We start from the raw sequence: 19,897 nt of genomic DNA, 5'->3' as shown, positions 1-19,897 counted from the left end.
AGACAATAAAAAACGCGGCCTCAGCCACGTAAGAAAATATCAACCCCAGCTGTCAACTAAACCTTCAGCAGTCCCTTAACCCTCCTATTACCGGAAGTTGAAGAGCAACGTCGGATCTCTCACTACATACGTGACGCCGATGAGGCGATCAACACCGTCAAGAAGCGACTGACGCATGTTCGACTCATAAAGCAAGGCATGATGCAAGAGCTGCTGACCGGTCGCACTCGGTTGAGGACCTCGGAGCCATCCGTATGAGCGTGGGCAAATCGGTTCGACTCTTCCTGGCAGATGGGACGCCAGGCGGCCTTCTGACAGCTGAAATCATGAACTGGACTGGTCACGTTGCTGCTGCCCCACGATCAGACCTTGGTGCCCTGTTGAAACGCCCCGAAGCGTCGCGGACGGGCATCTATATTCTTCTTGGAGACGATCCAGAAAGTATGGGGGGATCGCTCGCTTACATCGACGAAGGTGATGATGTTGCCAAACGCCTTTATTATCACTCTCGCAATGAAGATCAGGGTGGAAAAGACTTCTGGGATCGGGCAATCGTCCTCACCAGCAAGGACACGAACCTAACCAAAGCGCACGCCCGCTATTTGGAGTCGCGGTTCATCTCATTGGCGATAGAGGCTAACCGTTCGCGTCTAACTAACGGCACAGCACCCCCACTGCTGCCACTTCCAGAGTCCGATGTCTCGGACATGGAGTATTTTGTTGCGCAGGCCAAGATCGTCCTACCTGTACTGGGCGTCAACATCTTTCGAACGACGACGACGACAACCAGACAGCCATCAGGCCCGACAGACGTAGTAGCTCCGACCGATCCTTCCATCTCGCCGATCTTCGAGATGTTCGTCAAGAAGTACGGCATTCGAGCAATGGCGCAAGAAGTCGATGGCGAGTTCACGGTAAGGAAGGGTTCAATGGCCCGCCTCTCCTTCACCGAGAATTCAAGCAATTACGAACTTCTCCACGACGAGCTCCTCAAGAGCGGGCAGCTTGTTCAGGACGGAGAAGACACCGCGGTCTTTGCCCAAGACATTGTGTTCCGCAGCCCATCAGCTGCGGCGGCAATCGTAGCTGGGAGAGCGGCAAACGGCCGAGTCGAATGGCGCATTCCAGGAACGGGATTAAGCTTCGGAAGCTGGCAGAATCAGGATGTTGAAAGTAATTTTGGGGGAAATGAATCATGAGCACAGTTGGACAGATTGAACGTAAGACACAGGAGCGTGTTGTTAACCTGTTCCAAAATGAACTTGGATACGAGTATCTGGGCAACTGGGAGTATCGCGAGAACAACTCCCACATCGAGGTCAGCCTGCTTGAGCAGAATCTCCAGGCTCGTGGGTACGACGCCAATCTGATCAACAAAGCCGTTGAGCAGTTCAAGAAGAGCGCGTCTCTCGGCGGCGGCCGCAATCTCTACGAAGCTAACCACGAGGTCTACAACCTTCTCCGTTACGGCGTGAAGGTCAAGCCCGGTATCGGCGAACAGACCGAAACGGTCTGGCTAGTGGATTGGCACAACCCCGAGGCAAACCACTTCGTTGTCGCCGAAGAAGTCTCGATCAAGGGGGAGCACAACAAGCGGCCGGATGTTGTTCTCTACGTCAACGGCCTGGCGCTCGGCGTCATCGAACTCAAACGGTCAAAGGTCGCTGTCTCCGAAGGTATCCGGCAGAACATCGGCAACCAGAAGAAGGACTTCATCCGTCCGTTCTTTTCCACTGTGCAGTTGGTCATGGCCGGCAACGATGTCGAGGGCCTGCGGTACGGCGTCATCGATACGGCCGAGAAGTATTGGCTTGAGTGGAAAGAGCCGTCTGACATCGAGGCGCCACTCGATCGGGCGCTCGTGCAGATGTGTTCAAAGAGCCGATTCCTGGAAATTATCCACGACTTCATGGTGTTCGACGGTGGCACGAAGAAGACCTGCCGTCACAACCAGTTCTTCGGCGTCAAGGCCGCCCAAGATCGGATTGCCAAGCGCGAAGGCGGCATTATTTGGCACACCCAAGGTTCGGGCAAATCCCTCACTATGGTGTGGCTGGCTAAATGGATCCGCGAACACCAGACACACGGCGACAGCCATGCTCGCGTCCTCATCATCACCGACCGTACCGAGCTCGACGATCAGATCAAGCGAGTCTTCAGCGGTGTCAACGAGGATATCTACCGCACGAAGAGCGGGGCCGATCTTATTGGCTCACTAAACAGCAATGACCCATGGCTGATGTGTTCGCTCGTGCACAAGTTCCGCGGCGGCGACGAAGATCTCGTTCAGAACGACGCCGATGGCGATTTCATTGCCGAGCTCAACTCCAAGATTCCGGCCGGCTTCTCGGCTAAGGGCAATCTGTTCGTCTTCGTCGACGAAGCCCATCGCACCCAGTCCGGCAAGATGCACAAGGCCATGAAGAAGCTGCTGCCTGGGGCTATGTTTATCGGTTTCACCGGTACCCCGCTACTGAAGGCAGACAAAGCAACCAGCATCGAGACCTTCGGAAGCTTCATCCACACCTACAAGTTCAACGAAGCGGTCGAAGATGGAGTGGTGCTCGACCTACGCTACGAGGCCCGCAACATCGACCAGGACCTCATCTCATCTGCCAAAATCGACCAGTGGTTCGAGGCAAAGACCAAGGGAATGACTGATCTTTCCAAGGCTGAACTCAAGAAGCGCTGGGGCACGATGCAAAAGGTCGTCAGCTCTGAGCCGCGATCCAAACAGATCGTTAACGACATCCTGCTCGACATGGAAACTAAGCCACGCCTCATGGACAACCAGGGCAACGCCATGCTCGTTGGGTCCAGCATCTATCAGGCGTGCAAGTTCTACGAGATGTTCTGCCAGGCCGGATTCAAGGGCAAGTGCGCCATCGTCACGAGCTACGTCCCTCAGGCCAGCGACATCTCCAAAGAGGATTCAGGCCACGGCGCAACGGAAAAGCTGCGCCAATACGACATCTATCGGCAAATGCTGGCCGACCACTTCGATGAGCCTGCCGACCAAGCAGTCACGAAGATCGAGCAGTTCGAAAAGGAAGTCAAAGACCGCTTCATCAACGAGCCCGGTCAGATGCGCCTCCTGATCGTTGTCGACAAGCTACTGACTGGCTTCGACGCACCAGCAGCGACATACCTGTACATCGACAAGAAGATGCGCGACCACGGTTTGTTCCAAGCTATCTGCCGCGTCAACCGTCTCGATGGCGACGACAAGGACTACGGCTACATCGTTGACTATCAGGACCTCTTCAACTCACTGGAAGACGCCATCACGGACTACACGTCTGGAGCTCTCGACGGTTACGAGAAGTCCGACATCGAGGGGTTGCTCAAAGACCGGGTCCAACAAGCACGCGAAGACCTCGACGAAGCCCTCGAACGCATACGCGCGCTATGCGAAGCGGTCGAACCACCCCAGGGAACACTTCAGTACCAGCGCTACTTCTGCGCCATTGAACAGGGCAACGCCCAGCAGATCAAGAACAACGAAGCCAAGCGCGTTGAACTCTACAAGTCCGTTGCAGCCTTGGTTCGTACCTACGGAGCAATCGCAAACGACATGGCGGAGGCAGGATACAGCGCGACTGAGACCGCAGCTATTGCCAAGGAAGTCACCCACTACGTCGCTGTACGTGATGAAGTGAAACTCGGCGCGGGCGAGAATGTGGACTTCAAACAATATGAAGCCGGCATGCGATTCCTGCTCGACACTTACATCCGAGCCGATGCATCTGAAGTCGTCGCCGACTTCCAAAACGTCGGACTCGTTGACCTGATCGTTGAACAAGGAGCGGCTGCGATTGACAAGCTCCCTACCGGGATCAAGAAGGATCCTGAAGCTGTCGCGGAAACCATCGCGAACAACATCCGCAAAGTCATCATCGATGAGAACGCGATGAACCCGAAGTACTACGAGAGCATGTCTACCCTTCTCGACGCCATCATCGAGCAACGCCGCAAGGGTGCCATCGATTACAAGGAATATCTTGAGCAGTTGATCGCCCACGCCAAGAAGGTCGGCTCAAAAGAGTCTGACACGGTCTACCCTGCCTGGGCATCAAACGGCGCGCAGCGTGCCATCGTCGACTTCGGCTGGGCAGATCAGGCCACTCCGATCCAGGTCGACACCGCGATCATGACGAGCAAACCGCACGGTTGGGTTGGCAACACGTTCAAGGAGAAGGAAGTTGCGCGAGCAATTCGTCGTGTACTACCGGCTGACTTTGACCGTTTCGACGAACTCTTTGATTTGGTAAAGGCCCGAAATGAGTACCGCTAGCGCGTATCTCACCGTCTCCGGAATCGACGTCGATGTCATCTACAAAAACATCAAGAACCTACACATCGCCGTCTACCCTCCCCTCGGCCGGGTGCGCGTTGCGGCGCCTGAACGACTCGATGACGACGCCATCAGGCTTGCTGTCGTACAGCGTTTGCCATGGATCAAGAAACAGCGTGAGCAGCTTCGCAGCGCCGTACGTCAGACCGAACGCGAAATGGTCACAGGAGAGTCCCACTATGTTTGGGGCCAGCGATACCGCCTAAAAGTAGTAAACGAGCCGGGTCGGATTCGGTTGGATATCACCGGCAAGCGCCTGACTTTGCACGCCCCCGAAGAAAGCACTCCAGACACTCGTCGCGAAGCTATGGATGAGTGGTACCGCACCGCGCTCAAACACGAGATCCCTGAACTCATAGCCAAGTGGCAGCCGATCATCGGACGCAATGTTGCGAAGTGGACTGTGCGCCGCATGAAGACCAAATGGGGCAGCTGCAATCGCGAGTCCGCCCACATCTGGTTTAATCTCGAACTCGGCAAGAAGCATCCTAACTGCCTGGAATACATCGTCGTACACGAGATGGCACACCTCTTAGAACGCAACCACAACGAACGCTTCACAGAACTCATGGACGGATTCCTGCCCGATTGGCGCGCCCGACGTGACGAACTGAATGCATCTCCGCTGAAGGATGAGTCATGGCAGTAGAACAAGTACGACCAGCCGGCCCATGTCGGAAATGCTCAAGAATCCAGGGACAGGCCATGGTCTTGGACATACTGCCAGATAAATCCGTGATGGGCTCGGAGGCACTTGCGTGGATGGCATAAGGCTCGTTGCGGTCGCCGACGCGAGCATCCTGATTCTTGAAAGCGTTACAGATGAAATCAAACAAGCGCTGAAGTCACGACTCGTAGAGTACTGTTACGGCCGCGTCCAAGCTGGCGAAGACCCGGACTATTACTCGTTCGACCTCACTGTCGATGAGTTCTTCAAGCTGTACGACTCCAAGTCAGACAAATCTAAGCTTGGGCTCGCTGGCGAACTTATCGTCCATCTGTTGCTGCCTCATGGCCATGATCGGCTCGTGAGCGCATGTGTCTACCTCAACAAGGAAGAGCGTAACGTCAAGAAAGGGTTCGACCTGACGTTCCGAGATCATCACGATGGCGGTCTCTGGTACGGCGAAGTGAAGTCGGGCCGCGTAAATGATGCTCAGACTGCCGACAGCAAGGTCCGGGAGCTCATCAACATTGCCGAGAACGGCCTTCACACGATGTTCACATCCGACGTCCGCAAGAAACGGTGGGACGCAGCGATTTTTGATGCCGATGCCGCCCTCCAGACAGATGATGCTTCGAGTGTGAAGAAGCTTCTGCGTGCCGACTTTATGAATTTGAAGAACGGGTCCGCACCCAAGGTTAAAGCCCTATTGTGCGCAGTAGTCATGCACCCCTTCAACCTCAATGAAATCGACGCCAGTACGGGTGAAGAACTTATCAAGAGTGTGACCGGACGCGGCCGCTTTGACGAACTGCGGCTCCTCCTTATCCAGCAGTCTGATCTGGAAGATCTAGTTGGGGTACTCCGTGAGTCCCTTAAGGAAGCAGTAGTTTAATGGCCGTAGATGTAACCGTTCGAAAACTCAGGAACCGACAGAATCTGGAGGGGTCGCGCTTCTTGCACCTCTACGAGAAGCTCGTTCTCTCCCAAGCACTGACTGACGAGGAATATCAGGAACTTCTCTCGTTCGCGGTCGTCTTCATGCAGTTGGGCGATGCAACCGTAGAGAAGCTTGGCTACCGTATCGTGCTGCAATACTCTCTCGACACTTCTGACTTCGAGCCATTGATTGACATCGCAGACAACCGCGAGATCATGCCGGTCTTAGCGGCGATTCGATCTGTACACCCCAATATGTTCGAGGAAGATTCCCTACAGGCGGTTCTGAGTGCCGCCCACGGCGTTAACTTTGTGGGACATGGCCAAATTACCCGGACGCGAGAACAGCTCGCGCTGCAATCTTTCAACAGCTCCCACCCGCGTGCCGTGATCATCGCGCCGACCTCCTACGGCAAGTCGGAGATGCTTATTGACCGATCACTCGCTTCCCTACCCGGAGCGGTTTGTATCATCGTGCCCTCAAAAGCGCTGATCGCTCAAACAAAAGCCGATCTCATGCGGGTAATGAGTCAGCGTGATCTATCAACGCGGGTGATAACACACCCAGAGGCATATAGCGGCGAAGCTTCCTTCGTCGCGGTACTGACCCAGGAGCGGCTTCACCGCTTGTTCGTTGACTATCCAGAACTCCGGATAAATCACCTCCTCGTAGATGAGGCTCAGAATGTCCTAACGGACGACGCTCGATCGCTCGAGTTGTCGCAGGTGATCCTTATCGCTCATCAACGCAACGAAGACTTGCATATCGCCTACTACACGCCGTTCCTCGAAAACCCCGATAGTCTCCGCCATGTCAACGGCAAGGACGATGATGTGCGCTCCAGAACCGTCAGCGAGCAAGTCAAAGTTGAACTATTCCGTGCGGCTGAAGTTGGCGGGCCTATTCGGGTGTTCGATCAGTTTCTAGGGCGGACATTCGAGACGGCCGAAACTCTCCCAGAGGATGACGCCCTGGCAGTCATGCGCTTAGCTGGCGAACGCACCATCGTCTACCTCAATAAGCCTCGAGATGCCCAGGAAATGGCGATGCGTCTAGCGGCGGAGATTGGCGACGCTGAACGGTCTCCCCTTGCAGAGAGGGCGATCGCGGCAATAGCCGACCTTATCGACGCAGACTATGTTCTCATCGATGTGATCAGAAGCGGCGTTCTCTTTCACCATGGCCAGATACCCGACGTGTTACGACAGTACGTCGAGAACTTATTTCGTGAAGATCACACATCGAAGCGCCGCTACCTCGTCACTACCTCGACACTCTTGGAAGGGGTGAACACGCCTGCAGACACCATGGTACTGATGACGCCAGGCAAGGGTGGTGGGTATCTTCCGCGCTCCTCCTTTCGTAACCTAGTCGGGCGCGTGGCGCGCTTCAGCCAGATATTTTCCAGTCAACGTCCACGGCTGTCTCTCCTTCTGCCGAATGTGTACGTCGTCAAAAGTTCTTATGCTCCTTCAACGTGGAACCCGGTCAACTGGTTAAGTGACGTGGCAGATCCGGCCAAGCCTGCTTCCGATCCTGTCGAAAATCCACTACTTGAAGAAGGACCAGCGGAGCAGGCGCGCATTGAGGCACTTGAGCGTCTGGAAAACATTGAACGAGGTGCATCCGGACTTGACGACGTGCGGCTTGCACTTACTGAAGTGGGCAAGCTGTGCTTTCTTCATGGCGTACATGATTTCGACGTGTTCCGCTACGAGCGGCTGATGCAAGACAGGGTCGACGAACGTGAAGGAACCCTGGCGACAAACTCCGACGAGTTGATCGCGCTCATCCGAGATGTATTCCTACACGGCGTTGAGCTGAACAAAGGTACCGACGACCTCGTTCGCCTACATGATGTTGAGGCAGCCCGAAACTTCTACAGCATGTTCCTGACCTGGAGAGCCGACGGCGCCCCGCTGAAGCTCATGATCGGTCGGTATTTGAACCACTGGAGGCGGCAAAGTGACGACCTGATATTCGTGGGTTCGAAGTGGGGTGAAGTGAAAAGCTCGCAGTTCGAACATGCCGCCGCCTACGTGAGCCGCTCCGCAAAGTCCCGATCCGCACTAGTGAACCTGGCGATCGTGCGAATCAAAGCCGAGATGGACTTCCTCGACTACACGCTGACAAAGTACCTGGAGATCCTCTTCGCGCTAAAGCTTGTTGACGAAGATTTCTATCTAAAGCTCAAGTATGGCACAAGCGATCGGTTCGTGATCTGCCTGCTCCGGAACGGGATGTCCTTCGAACTTGCTCACCTCGTATCCGACTCCTATAGGCGACATGTCAGCGTTGATCTGAACGCCAATTCGATCGAGATCTCACCCGACTTGATCGCCGCTATGGAAGGAGCTGGCGTCAATGACATCTTGCTATTTGAGGTCCGTTGCCTAATCGGAACATAGATCCCGACTAAGATCCTCCATCTCGACGATTAGCCTATGCCCGTAAGCGAGCTTGTGGGCGTGCTTTCTACAATGCCCGCGTCCAGCCTCGGGGTGAACCAGGGGCTAGTCCAGGTTGACGGAAAGCAGGAATATACGTGCCGTGTCATAGCTACAGCCGACCTGCTTCGCGATCTTCCTGATAATCATCCCCTGAGCGCGGAGCCGAAGGATCTCCCTTTCCTTAGCTGGCGTCAGCCCTCGAGGTCTGGAGGCGACACCGTGTTCGGCGAGCAATCGCAGAAAGGTGGACTTGGCGATGCCCTGCTCACGAGCCAGTGCCGTACTCATCTCGCCGGCTTGGTAGCGAGCAACCAGCTGAGCAAGTTCGTCTGGCGTAAAGCGATCGGCCAGCCGGTAGCGCTGAGTCTTGCGAACCGGCTGTGGCGGCCGCGGTCTGGATTGACCCGAGTCCATCCGTTTCAGGGCGGCAGCGATGGTCGTCATCTGGTCGATTTTGAAGCTGGCGCGGTTCGAATAACATCCTAGGATCTCGACCAACAAAAAGAGGGTCTTCCAAATGGAAGACCCTCTTTTGTTTCTCTTCAGGCTCTCAGTGCCTCTGGTTTACAGAGGATCGGATGGCTTACATGGGGTCGGGCCAGTTACCAATGGACGACGGCGTGTACGTGGTGCCGGACGATTTGGTAGGCGCCACGATGCGCATCGGATCCGGCCAGTTGCCTATGGCGCTTACCGTGCCCGACCCGGAGGCCGGTGCGGCCGACACCACTGCGGGAGCCGCAACTGAAAGTGTCAGTGCGCCGGCAAGGGCAACGGAAGCGGCGATTTTCTTGAACATCATGTCCCCAATACACGTCGGATATTACTGCTGTCATTACTCGGTCTCTGTTGACATACATTGTAAAATGTTGTCTACAGACACTGTCAAGGATTTGGTGGAAAAGACACCTGCAGGAGGATACCCGTGGGAAACGGATTCGGCGAGAAGCTACGTGCCGAACGGCTCGAACGCGGACTGACGCAGGCGGAACTGGGCAAGAACCTGTACTCACCCAGCTACATCTCCCTGCTGGAGACCGGGCGGCGTGAACCCACGGCAGAGGTCATCGAGGAACTTGCGCGGCGCCTTGAGCTCGCACCGAAGGCCCTGGAGGCGTGGAGCCAGCCCGTTTCCATGAGCGACGCAGAGTACGTCCTGGCAGGCCTGTACGCCCGCCAGGCATGGGACCTACGGGACTACCCGCTCGCCTCGAGCCACGCCGCAACGGCCGCCCAAATCGCCCTCGAAGCCAAGAACAACAGCGCTTGGTGGAACATGACGTACATGCAGGCCGAGTGCATGATGAAACAAGGCCAGCTGAAGGAATGCCAGCAGATCGTGGAGCACCTGCTTGAGCACCCCATGGCTACCGAGTCAGCGGGCCTGGGAGTGCGTGCGTGGCAGATGCTTGCCGCAGTGTGCCACGGACAAGGTCAACTGGCCACCGCCGTCGAGCATGCCCTCCATGCCGTGAAGCTGAGCGAGCAATTACCCAAAGGATCCACGCTGATCATCGGTGCCCACAGGGCGCTGATAGGGGCCTTGGCGGAGAGCGGCAAGCTCGATGAAGCATGGACGTATTGTTTGGCCATGATCGAGCATATGGACGAGCATTCAATGACCCAGCTGGCCGGTGAAGTCTCCTGGGTGGTGGGCAATGTGGCGTTCATGCGCCACGATTACACCGAGGGAGTCAAGCACCACGAGCGTGCGGCCCAGCTCCTCTCCCCCGCCAATGACATCGAGCTCTGGGCGCGATTCAACAAGGCGTCGGCCGCTGTGCGGTTGTCCTCAGGCATCGTGGAGCCGGAGACGCTGTCCGCCATCGAGCGCGCGGAACTGGCACTCTCCATTGTCGGCGGCAACAAGACGGACCAACTCGAGGTCGCCTTCATTCGCGCCCGGTGGCTCTACCTGAACGGTGACATTCCCGCCGCCGTCGAGAAGCTCCGGGAGATCTACGAGGACCGCAAGGTCTTGGCGCGGCACACCGCGGGTGAAGTTTCCCTACTGCTGGGCAAGTCCCTCAAGGCTGCGGGCGAAACCACCGAGGCACTGCGGTTCCTGGAAGAGGCCCAGCACGACTTCAGCGCGGCGGGCGCATCGGACAGGGTTCAGCAGGCCATGGATGCCGTGCTGGAAATCCGCCTCGCCGAGCGCCGCGCCGCCAAGAAACACCAAGCCAGCTAACCCCATTGATCGAGCGGGGTGGCCGGGCTAGGCGAAGGTGCGCCCCGTAAGTTTCTCGTAAGCCTCCACGTAACGGGCGCGGGTGCGCTCCACCACGTCGGCCGGCAAGGCAGGAGGAGGAGTGTCTGAGGCTTTGTCCCAGCCGGATTCCGCGGACGTCAGCCAGTCACGGACATACTGCTTGTCATAGGATGGCTGCGACTTGCCGGGCGCGTACGTCGCAGCGTCCCAGAACCGCGAAGAGTCGGGAGTGAGCACCTCGTCGCCCAGGGTGATGATGCCCGTGGCGGTGTCGATGCCGAATTCCACTTTGGTGTCGGCCAAGATGATGCCACGTTCCCGGGCGATCTCCTCGGCACGTGTGTAGATCTTCAGGGTAAAGTCGCTGAGGCGGGCGGCGATATCGTCCCCCACCATCGCTACGACGTCGTCATAGGTGATGTTCTCGTCGTGCTCGCCGACTTCGGCCTTGGCGGACGGGGTGAACAGCGCCTTCTCCAAGCGCGAACCATCAACGAGGCCTTCGGGCAGCGGGATGTCGCAGACGGTGCGGGACACCTTGTATTCAGCCAACCCGGAACCTGTGAGGTAGCCACGGGCGATGCACTCCACTGGAAACATTTCCAGCTTCTTGCAGATCATGGCACGGCCCTCGACGGCGGCCGGCACGCCAGCCTCCACAGTGGACGCGAGCACGTGGTGCTCCACCTCCAGCTGGTCGAACCACCAGAGGCTCAGTTGAGTCAGGACCCTCCCCTTGTCAGGGATCTCGCTGCTCAGCACGTGGTCGTAAGCACTGATGCGGTCGCTGGCGACAACCAGGACGCACTCCTGGCCGAACTTCTCCGTTATCGCTTCTTCGGCCGGTACGTACAGGTCGCGGACTTTGCCGGAGTAGACGTGGGTCCAGCCGGGGAGTTGCAGGGCTTCTGTTTCAAGGCCGCCTGTGGGAAGTGAATCGGTCATGGTCAGGCCTGCACTTTCGGGATGGTGCCGGTAGCCGCATGGGGCACCCGGATTTCGCCGCGGGCGGCCTTACCTGCGATGTCGGTACGGAACTGTGAGCCTTCAAGCTGAACCAGTTCGACGCCGTCGTACGCCCTTTCTCGGGCCTCCACCAGGTCCGAACCGAGCGCCACCACCGCGAGGACACGACCGCCGGCTGAAACGACCTTGCCTTCTTCGTCCAGTTTGGTGCCGGCGTGAACCACGTGGACGCCGTCCAAGTCTTCGACCTTCTTCAGGCCGCGGATCCGGTCGCCGGTGCGGGGAGCGTCGGGGTAGTTTTCGGCAGCAACGACGACGGCGACGGCAGTGTCCTCGGACCAGCGCAGATTTTCGATGGTGTCGAGTTCGCCCTTGGCAGCTGCCAGCAGCAGGGTACCGAGCGGCGTCTTGAGGCGGGCGAGGACGGCTTGCGTTTCCGGATCACCAAACCGGACGTTGAATTCAATAACGCGGGTGCCCCGCGACGTGAGGGCCAAGCCGCAGTAGAGCACGCCAACAAAGGGGGTGCCGCGACGGGCCATTTCATCCACGGTTGGCTGGGCTACCCTGTCGATGACCTCTTGGACGAGTCCTTCGGGTGCCCATTCAAGGGGTGTGTATGCCCCCATGCCACCGGTGTTGGGGCCTTCATCATTGTCGAAGATACGTTTGAAGTCCTGCGCCGGGGACAGCGGGACCGTGGTGCGGCCGTCGCAGAGGACGAACAGGGATACTTCGGGGCCGTCAAGGAACTCCTCGATAACCACCGTTCCGCCGGCGTCGAAGCAGGTCTGGGCGTGGGCGAGGGCTTCGTTGCGGTCCTTGGTGACTACCACGCCCTTCCCGGCTGCCAGGCCGTCGTCCTTGACCACGTAGGGAGCGCCGAAAGTGTCCAGCGCGTCGGCGGCTTCCTCGCTGGTGGTGGCGACCCGGGCCATCGCGGTAGGAACGCCTGCCTCGGCCATGATCTGCTTGGCGAAAGCCTTGGAGGCTTCGAGCTGCGCGGCCTCCTTGCTGGGGCCGAACACCGGAATGCCGGCCTCGCGGACTGCGTCGGAAACGCCCGCGGCAAGTGGGGCTTCCGGGCCAACCACAACCAGGTCCACGCCAAGCTTGCCGGCAAGGGCAGCCACGGCTTGGGGATTGTTCCCATCAATGGCGTGCGTGGGGACGAGCTTGCTGATGCCCGCGTTGCCGGGCGCCGCGTGGACCTCGGAGACGTTGGGGTCTTCAAGCAGAGAGCGGACAATGGCGTGTTCGCGGCCGCCTGGGCCAATGACGAGTACCTTCACAGTCTTCAAGGGTACTTTGTGAAGGGCGCGGGTCCTAAGCTGTGTCACTGGATGGGCAGGTTCATGGGCACGCGATGCCTGTGCCCGCGCGGTGCGGCCCGGGAACCCCGCGGCTGAGCAATAGACTTGCTTCATGCCCATGAGTTCGCACGAAACGTTCAACGCTGAGTCCGCCGTCGAACTTGCAGTGATCGAACGCAGCGGCTTTATCGAGTCCCGCCACGTAGGTGCCGCGGTACTTATTGCCGGCGATGGCTCCGTGGTGACCCGGCTGGGCGACATCGACGCCCCCGTCTTCGCCCGCTCCACCCTTAAGCCCTTCCAAGCCCTCGCCTCCATGCAGTCCGGGGTTCCGCTGAGAGGCGCGCAAGTGGCCGTCGCCTGCGGAAGCCACACGGGTTCGCTGGACCACATGGATGTTGTGGAGGGAATGCTGAAAGCGGCCGGCGTCCGGGAAGAGCACCTTCAATGCCCGGCCGCCTGGCCCCAGGATGAAACGGCGCGCAGCTGGCTGGTTCGCTCCGATCGCGGGCAATCCAAGCTCGCCTTCAACTGCTCCGGTAAGCACGCGGCTTTTCTCTGGGCGTGTACGGAAAACGGGTGGGACCTCCGCAGCTACCTTGAGCCCAACCATCCCTTGCAACAACGCGTGCGTTCGGTTATTGAGGAATACTGCGGCGAGCCAATTTCCCATTTAGGAATCGACGGCTGCGGGGCTCCCGTTGCCGCGATCTCGCTGATCGGATTGGCCCGAGGCTTCTCCCGGCTGGCGAAGTCGCCCGGCGATCCGTCCGCGAACGCCCGTGCTGCCACCATCGCTACGTCCATGCTCGATTACCCCTGGGCCGTCCAAGGCAGAGGTGAGTCCAACACGATTGTCATGGAAGAACTGGACGTACTGGCCAAGATCGGAGCCGAGGGTGTGCTGGTCCTTGCGACGCCAACGGGTGCGGCAGTGGCAGTCAAGGTACTTGACGGCAACGTCCGCGCCACGGCCCTTGTCGGTTTAACACTGCTCGCAGCAAGCGGAGCCGTGGACGTAGCTGCCGTTTCCAGCGTCCTCGAACGGATCGTTGAACCTGTGCTCGGCGGTGGCCGGGCCGTGGGCCGGATCCGCTTGGGCCACGCCGTCTCCGCCCTTCTCGACTAGTTCTTCTCGATAATCCGTCTCGACAATCCGTCTCGACAATTCATCTCGATAGGGAGGTTCATGATGGCCGTTGCACGTCGCCGCGTTGATATCCACGAGGGCCAAGCGGCGCTGGCAGCCTGGCAAGCCGCCGTCGAGCCCTCAACAGACGCTGGTCCGACCTCCGACGCCGGGACCCCGCCGTCGCGGGCATTAATTGCGACGGCGGTGCGCTATTCGCTCGAGGAAGTCACCGCCCGTGCACCCGGGAACTCGGTCGAGGTCCGCGTACCGCCATTCGGTGTAACGCAGTGTGTGGAGGGTCCGCGCCATACCCGGGGCACTCCCCCGAACGTGATTGAGTGCGACGCCGACACCTGGCTGTCGCTGGTAACCGGCCGGATCTCATGGGCCGACGCTGTTTCGGCCGGGCGGGTTGCCGCCTCCGGGTTGCGGGCCAACCTCTCCGCGTTACTGCCGCTGTAAGGGGAGCGTTTCGGCGCGGTTTCCTGTGTTTCCGACAGTGCTGATGCCCCCGGACCATGGCCTGGGGGCATCAAACTGCAGGAAGGTGTGGGCTATTCGGAGCTGCTCGGGATGGTTGTTTGCCGGGGTTTGCTCATCTCAAACTGTGGAACCCCATCCACGGCCGGACCCCCGCGGAATTTCGGCGACGGCTCCTGTCCTTTGCTGAGCCGTTCAAGCTCTTGCTGCTGAAACAGGTCTTCCTTGCCGAGCATGATCGCGGTGTCCTCGTTGGTGATTTCGCCATTGAAAGCGCGGACCATGACGCTGCGGTCAAACTGCCCTTCCCACTTGGCCACGATGAACGTCGCTACGCAGTTGCCCAGGAGGTTCACCACCACCCGCATGGAGTCCATGAGCCGATCGGCTCCGAGAAGGAGGGCGACGCCGGCCACCGGGAAGATACCGAGAGCGGCGGCGGTGGCTGAGAGCGCCAGGAATGAGGATCCCGGAACGCCGGCCATGAGCTTGGAGGTCAGGAGCAGCACTCCCAGTGCGGCCAACTGCTGACCGAGGTCCAAGTGGTGGCCAAATGCCTGGGCCAAAAACAGCAGCGAGATCGAAAGGTAGATCGCGGCGCCGTCGAGATTGAAGGAGTAGCCGGTAGGAACCACTAGTCCGGTGGTGGCCCGGGAGCAGCCGGCGTTGGTCAGCTTGGTCATGATGCGTGGCATGACAGCTTCGGTGGAGGCCGTACCGAGTGCCAAAAGGAATTCTTCGCGGGTGTACTTCAGGAACTGCCATAGCGGCACTCGCGCGAAGCTCCACGCCACTAGGAACAGCAGGCCGATGAAGATGAGCGCCGCACCGTAGCAGGAAGCAATCAACAATGCGTAGGTACCCAGGGTGCCTACGCCGTATTGCCCAATAATGAAGGCCATGGCACCGAAGGCGCCTAGAGGGGCGACCTTCATGATCCAGGACATGATCTTGAAGATCAGTTCCAGCAGCGTTTCCATCAAGCTGATGACGGGCAGGCACCGCTCACGGCCGATGACCACGATGGCCGCGCCGAAAAAGACGGAGAAAAACAGGACCTGGAGCAAACTGTTGCTCGCGAAAGCCCCGATGACGCTGGTGGGGATGATGTCCAGGATGAACGCTGCCGCATCCTTGGGAACTGCAGTACCGGTCTTCGCGTTCAGGGCATCTTGGGACAGCGTGGACGGGTCAATGTTCAGGCCTGCGCCCGGTTGAACCAGGTTGCCCACGATGAGTCCGAAGACAAGGGCGAAAACGGTGGCGCAGGTGAAGTACAGGAGTGCTTTGACCCCGACCCTACCGACCGCCTTGACGTCGCCGACTGCTGAAATTCCGGTGACGATCACCAGGAAAATCAGCGGGGCGATGATCATTTTGATGAGTTGAATGAATCCATCACCCAGTGGTCGGAGGGCGGACCCGATGTTCGGCCAAAAATGACCGATGAGCACACCTGCGACGACGGCGATCAGGATTTGAAAAAAGAGCGACTGGTACAGCCGCTTTTTCTTCTGCGGGGCCGAACTCGCCTTCAGCGCCGCGGGGTCTGGGATCTTCATTGATCTGAACCAATCAGTTTGGGAACAGCCCCACATTTTCGGGGGATGATTTCAATGTAATCCGGCTCACATCATTCCGCAAGGGGAAATCTAGTTTCCATATTATGGAAGTTGTATTTGGTCGGGAAGGTCGGGCGCGAACCTCCACCACCCACTTTGACGCCGAAAAAGCCCGCGACGCACTCCTTCTCAGGCGCGCCGCGGGCAGGCGGGTTTCAAAGTGGGTGGTGGCGGTACAGGAGGGTGGCTGGGCGGGCTAGCCGCGGCCGACGAAAGGCATGCCGGCGGCGGTTACCACCAATGAACCAATACTCGCCGACGGCGGCATATCCGCCATCATCAGCACGGCCCGGGCAGCGTCCTCCACGGGGAACATCGGCTCCACGCGCCTGCTGCCATCGGCTTGGAGCGCGCCGGAGCCGACCCCAATGGTGTCCATGATCTCCGTGCGGGTGTTGCCGATGTCGATCTGCCCGCAGGTGATCCCGAATTCACGCCCGTCCAGCTCAATGCTCTTGGTCAGCCCCGTCATCGCATGTTTGGTCACTGTGTACGCAACGGACCGAGGACGCGGTGAATGGGCAGATATGGAGCCATTGTTGATGATGCGCCCACCTTGGGGCACCTGGGCCTTCATGGTTCGCACGGCCTCGGCGGCACAGAGCATGGACCCCGTGACGTTGACGCGCAGGGTGGATTCCCACTCATCACGGCCGATCTCCCCCACGTCCCCGGCCGGTCCGAAAACGCCGGCATTGTTGAACAGAACATCAACCCGGCCCCAGCGTTCGCGGACAAGGTCGAAGAGCCGCTCGACGTCGTCGGACTCGGTCACGTCGCACGGAACCGTAAGCGCGTCCGGGTGATCCCCTGCCGTTTCCAGTAGCTGGGCCTCCCGCCGCCCCGCCAAAGCAACGCGATATCCTGCGGCCAGCATGAGCCGGGCGACGGCCCTACCGATACCCGAACCGGCTCCGGTAACGACGGCGACCCTCCCGTCCGCGGGTGGGCATGTCGCGGGCGGGCGTGGCTGATTCATACGTCTGGCTCCTGCGGACTTAGCGTGCGGCTTGTGCTGACTGGGCCGCTGTTATGGGCCACCCTATGACAGCCTTAGGCCGCGGTGTGGCGTAGGTTCGGACCTTGGACGTGGTCAGCCCGAGGCGAACCAGTGACTCTGCGATGGTCACCGCGGCGGCTACCCCATCCACGACTGGAACGCCTGTCCGCTGCCGGATCTGCTCATCGAGACCGGCCATGCCACCGCAGCCAAGGACCACAACCTCAGCATTGTCCTTGGTCACCGCCTCCTCCGCCTGCCCAACGATCGCCTCAACAGCGCGTTCGGGGAACTCCTCGAGTTCCAGCACCGCCATGCCGCTTGCCCGCACAGAAGCGCAGCGGGCATCCAGTCCGGCCAATTTCAGCCGGTCTTCGATCAAGGGAACGGCGCGGTCCAAGGTGGTTACCACCGAATATTTGTGCCCGAGAAACATCGCCGTGCTGGCCGCGGCCTCGGTGATATCCACCACGGGCACGTCGAGCAGTTCCTGGAGCCCCTCGCGCCCGTGCTCGCCGTACCCGGCCTGGATGACGGCGTCGAACGGTTCGGCGTAATTCACCACCGCGTCCATGACGGCGATGGCTGCAAGGTAGCTTTCGAAGTTGCCTTCGCAGGAGTCGGCGCCGAAGCGGGGGGTGATGCCGATGATCTCAGTTCCCGGAGCCGCGACGGCGCGGGCCTGGGCTGCAATGGAATCGGTCATCGATTGGGTGGTGTTGACGTTTGCAACGAGAATGCGCATGGGTTTTCCTTTCAATGGCTGCGCCCGCCCCGGCCGGTGAGGGCGGGACGGGCGGCGCGCTGGTTATCGGACGGGTCAGTGGTTGCTGGCGACGGCGATCGGCTCGCCGGAAACGTCGTGGTGGATTTGCTTCTTGTCCGCGACGGCGAAGTACGTGAGAGCCCCGACGCCGGCTCCAATGAACCAGGCGAACGGCGCCGCTCCCGCCAATCCGGGAACAAACGCGATGGCCAGAGCCAAGGCTGCTGCCGGAAGCAGCGCGATGATGGCCTTGGGATTGACGCCACGCTTGTAGAAGTAGGCGCCCTGTGGATCATCGGTGTAGAGCTCTGGGACGTTGACTTTGCCGCGACGCACCAGCCAGTAGTCGGCCATGACCACGCCGAACAACGGGCCCAGCAATGCGCCGAGACCGCCCAGGAAGTACACGATGACGATCGGGTTGTTGTAGAGGTTCCACGGGAGGATGACCAGGCCAATGGTTCCACTGACCCAAGCCGCCTTGCGGAAGTTCAGGTGCCGCGGGAACAGGTTGGTCAGAGCATAAACGGGAGCCACGAAGTTCGCCATCAGGTTCACGGCGATGGTAAGGATCAGCAGTGCCAGGCAGGCCAGGACCAGCAACAGCGTGTTGGGAATGCTCTGAACAATGTCCGACGGGCTTTGGATGATGGTGCCGTTGATCTTGTACTGGCCACCGGCCATGACCACGACGATTGCACCGAAGACGAGCATGTTGATCGGGATGCCCCAGAAGTTCCCCTTGACGATCGACTTCCTGGTCACCGAAGACCGGGTGAAATCGCAGAAGTTCAGGACGAACGTGCCATAAATGGAGACCCACAGCGCGCCGCCGGCGAAAATAGTGAGCCACATTTCGCCGCCTTCCAGGCCTTTGATTCCGGACCATTGGATGGCGCCGCCGGCGTTGATGAAGACCCAGACGGCGATTGCGGCCATGGTGGCCAAGATAATGGGCCCCGCGAACGCCTCGTACTTACGGATCATCTCCATGCCGAAGCTGACGATGACCAGTTGCACGATCCACAGCCCCACGAAGGCAAACCAGCCCAACGTGGACAGGCCGAGGATGGAGTTACTGTCCAGATGCTTCAAATCCGGGGAGATTGCGACGAGCATGACCCGGAGAACCACCGAGGCCAGGTACGTCTGGATACCGAACCATGCGACCGCGACGGCGCCGCGGACCAGGCTGGCAATTTGTGCTCCGCGAATGCCGAAGCTGATGCGGCTCATGACAGGGAACGGGACGCCGGTCTTTTGTCCCATGAACCCGGAGAAAGTGAGGAGGGTAAAGAGCAGCACGGCACCAATGCCGAGTGCCACGAGAATCTGCCAACCTCCCAATCCCAAGGAGAAGAGGCCAATGGCAAAAGCATAGTTACCCAGGCTGTGGACGTCATTGGCCCAGAGGGTAAAGATGCTGTAGCTCGTCCATTTGCGGCCTGCGGCCTTAGTGGGAGCGAGGTCGATGTTGTAAAGGCTCGGGCTGATGGTACGGTCTGTGGCTTCGGAAGCAATGGCACAGAGGTCCGTGTTGCCCACCGAACGGTGGATGGGTGCGGCCCCTGTGCTGTCGTCCGGAGTCTCAGAGACGCCGACTGATGAAGTCGTCTGCATCGTGGATCTCCACTTCGTACTGTTTCCACATTGCGGAAACTAGTTATTGAATAGTGAAAACACTCTATGACTCAGGTCACGTGCAGTCAAGGTTTGCCGACAAGGTTTGCGCTGTAGGGCGGGTCACATTTCGTTGTCGAGGCTTGCCGCGTGAGCTTTCCGCTTCGCAGGCAGTGACCGTGTTGACGCCGTCGAACGCCCTGCGTAATCTCGAATTACAGAATTTTATTCTCACAATACGAGATTACTGCGAGACCATTGAGCGCTCCACACTAAAAGCGCCCATACATTCAATGAAGAGAGGTTGGACGTGGCTGTAGGAGAAGAGACCTCAGACATCCTCAGCGGGTTGACTGCCCAGCTGCCTGATCGTGATCC

Annotated in this window: 16 protein-coding genes; 8 read left to right on the top strand and 8 right to left on the bottom strand. The window is 59.1% G+C overall.

What is annotated here, in order from left to right:
- Positions 1 to 254: 254 nt before the first annotated feature.
- The 5 genes from SB659_RS18550 (at position 255) to SB659_RS18530 (ending at position 8,366) form a co-directional block, all read left to right on the top strand.
- Entirely contained in the window at positions 255 to 1,199 is a 945-nt protein-coding gene (locus SB659_RS18550; protein WP_410551451.1) for a GIY-YIG nuclease family protein, read from the top strand.
- Positions 1,196 to 4,294: a type I restriction endonuclease subunit R gene (locus SB659_RS18545; protein ID WP_410551450.1), complete on the top strand. Its 3,099-nt coding sequence runs from the start codon at positions 1,196 to 1,198 to the stop codon at positions 4,292 to 4,294. The genes SB659_RS18550 and SB659_RS18545 overlap by 4 nt, the downstream gene beginning before the upstream one ends.
- Positions 4,281 to 5,003: a M48 family metallopeptidase gene (locus SB659_RS18540; RefSeq protein ID WP_410551449.1), complete on the top strand. Its 723-nt coding sequence runs from the start codon at positions 4,281 to 4,283 to the stop codon at positions 5,001 to 5,003. Before SB659_RS18545 ends, SB659_RS18540 begins: the two co-directional genes overlap by 14 nt.
- Positions 5,004 to 5,112: 109 nt before the next feature.
- Entirely contained in the window at positions 5,113 to 5,913 is an 801-nt protein-coding gene (locus SB659_RS18535) for a Hachiman antiphage defense system protein HamA (protein WP_410551448.1), read from the top strand.
- On the top strand, positions 5,913 to 8,366 hold the full coding sequence (locus SB659_RS18530; protein WP_410551447.1) for a DEAD/DEAH box helicase: 2,454 nt from the start codon (positions 5,913 to 5,915) through the stop codon (positions 8,364 to 8,366). Before SB659_RS18535 ends, SB659_RS18530 begins: the two co-directional genes overlap by 1 nt.
- A 105-nt stretch (positions 8,367 to 8,471) precedes the next feature.
- Here the strand turns inward: SB659_RS18530 and SB659_RS18525 are convergent, their stop codons facing one another.
- A complete protein-coding gene (locus SB659_RS18525) occupies positions 8,472 to 8,906 on the bottom strand; it encodes a helix-turn-helix domain-containing protein (RefSeq protein WP_410551446.1) in 435 nt (144 codons plus the stop codon).
- 85 nt (positions 8,907 to 8,991) lie between these two features.
- A complete protein-coding gene (locus SB659_RS18520; RefSeq protein ID WP_410551445.1) occupies positions 8,992 to 9,210 on the bottom strand; it encodes a hypothetical protein in 219 nt (72 codons plus the stop codon).
- A gap of 123 nt (positions 9,211 to 9,333) precedes the next feature.
- Here SB659_RS18520 and SB659_RS18515 point away from each other — a divergent pair, with 123 nt between their 5' ends.
- Positions 9,334 to 10,599: a helix-turn-helix domain-containing protein gene (locus SB659_RS18515; protein ID WP_410551444.1), complete on the top strand. Its 1,266-nt coding sequence runs from the start codon at positions 9,334 to 9,336 to the stop codon at positions 10,597 to 10,599.
- Positions 10,600 to 10,626: 27 nt separating this feature from the next.
- Here the strand turns inward: SB659_RS18515 and SB659_RS18510 are convergent, their stop codons facing one another.
- Entirely contained in the window at positions 10,627 to 11,565 is a 939-nt protein-coding gene (locus SB659_RS18510; protein ID WP_410551443.1) for a phosphoribosylaminoimidazolesuccinocarboxamide synthase, read from the bottom strand.
- A 2-nt stretch (positions 11,566 to 11,567) separates the two neighbouring features.
- Positions 11,568 to 12,878, bottom strand: a complete 1,311-nt coding sequence (purD, locus tag SB659_RS18505) for a phosphoribosylamine--glycine ligase (protein WP_410551453.1) — start codon at positions 12,876 to 12,878, stop codon at positions 11,568 to 11,570.
- 133 nt (positions 12,879 to 13,011) lie between these two features.
- On the opposite strand from purD, the gene SB659_RS18500 reads away from it, so the two are divergent.
- Positions 13,012 to 14,028: an asparaginase gene (locus SB659_RS18500; protein ID WP_410551442.1), complete on the top strand. Its 1,017-nt coding sequence runs from the start codon at positions 13,012 to 13,014 to the stop codon at positions 14,026 to 14,028.
- Positions 14,029 to 14,091: 63 nt separating this feature from the next.
- On the top strand, positions 14,092 to 14,493 hold the full coding sequence (locus SB659_RS18495; RefSeq protein ID WP_410551452.1) for a sterol carrier family protein: 402 nt from the start codon (positions 14,092 to 14,094) through the stop codon (positions 14,491 to 14,493).
- 92 nt (positions 14,494 to 14,585) lie between these two features.
- Here the strand turns inward: SB659_RS18495 and SB659_RS18490 are convergent, their stop codons facing one another.
- The 4 genes from SB659_RS18490 to SB659_RS18475 form a co-directional block, all read right to left on the bottom strand.
- Positions 14,586 to 16,073, bottom strand: a complete 1,488-nt coding sequence (locus SB659_RS18490; RefSeq protein WP_410551441.1) for a cation:dicarboxylate symporter family transporter — start codon at positions 16,071 to 16,073, stop codon at positions 14,586 to 14,588.
- A 256-nt stretch (positions 16,074 to 16,329) separates the two neighbouring features.
- Entirely contained in the window at positions 16,330 to 17,112 is a 783-nt protein-coding gene (locus SB659_RS18485) for an SDR family oxidoreductase (RefSeq protein WP_410551440.1), read from the bottom strand.
- Positions 17,113 to 17,131: 19 nt separating this feature from the next.
- Entirely contained in the window at positions 17,132 to 17,878 is a 747-nt protein-coding gene (locus tag SB659_RS18480; protein WP_410551439.1) for an aspartate/glutamate racemase family protein, read from the bottom strand.
- A 75-nt stretch (positions 17,879 to 17,953) separates the two neighbouring features.
- Positions 17,954 to 19,519, bottom strand: coding sequence for an NCS1 family nucleobase:cation symporter-1 (locus SB659_RS18475; protein WP_410551438.1), 1,566 nt, complete (start codon positions 19,517 to 19,519; stop codon positions 17,954 to 17,956).
- Between the last annotated feature and the right edge of the window lie 378 nt (positions 19,520 to 19,897).

Origin of the sequence: Arthrobacter sp. SIMBA_036 (assembly GCF_046535135.1) — a bacterium.
GTDB lineage: Bacteria > Actinomycetota > Actinomycetes > Actinomycetales > Micrococcaceae > Arthrobacter.
Note: the sequence above shows the minus strand (reverse complement) of the source record. Positions and strands in the feature narration are given on the sequence as shown.

Excerpts from the sequence above, each read along its gene's own strand:
- SB659_RS18550 (WP_410551451.1), top strand. The coding sequence starts at position 255 with ATGAGCGTGGGCAAATCGGTTCGACTCTTCCTGGCAGATGGGACGCCA.
- SB659_RS18545 (WP_410551450.1), top strand. The coding sequence starts at position 1,196 with ATGAGCACAGTTGGACAGATTGAACGTAAGACACAGGAGCGTGTTGTT.
- SB659_RS18540 (WP_410551449.1), top strand. The coding sequence starts at position 4,281 with ATGAGTACCGCTAGCGCGTATCTCACCGTCTCCGGAATCGACGTCGAT.
- SB659_RS18530 (WP_410551447.1), top strand. The coding sequence starts at position 5,913 with ATGGCCGTAGATGTAACCGTTCGAAAACTCAGGAACCGACAGAATCTG.
- SB659_RS18520 (WP_410551445.1), bottom strand. The coding sequence starts at position 9,210 with ATGATGTTCAAGAAAATCGCCGCTTCCGTTGCCCTTGCCGGCGCACTG.
- SB659_RS18510 (WP_410551443.1), bottom strand. The coding sequence starts at position 11,565 with ATGACCGATTCACTTCCCACAGGCGGCCTTGAAACAGAAGCCCTGCAA.
- SB659_RS18500 (WP_410551442.1), top strand. The coding sequence starts at position 13,012 with ATGCCCATGAGTTCGCACGAAACGTTCAACGCTGAGTCCGCCGTCGAA.
- SB659_RS18495 (WP_410551452.1), top strand. The coding sequence starts at position 14,092 with ATGGCCGTTGCACGTCGCCGCGTTGATATCCACGAGGGCCAAGCGGCG.
- SB659_RS18490 (WP_410551441.1), bottom strand. The coding sequence starts at position 16,073 with ATGAAGATCCCAGACCCCGCGGCGCTGAAGGCGAGTTCGGCCCCGCAG.
- SB659_RS18485 (WP_410551440.1), bottom strand. The coding sequence starts at position 17,112 with ATGAATCAGCCACGCCCGCCCGCGACATGCCCACCCGCGGACGGGAGG.
- SB659_RS18480 (WP_410551439.1), bottom strand. The coding sequence starts at position 17,878 with ATGCGCATTCTCGTTGCAAACGTCAACACCACCCAATCGATGACCGAT.
- SB659_RS18475 (WP_410551438.1), bottom strand. The coding sequence starts at position 19,519 with ATGCAGACGACTTCATCAGTCGGCGTCTCTGAGACTCCGGACGACAGC.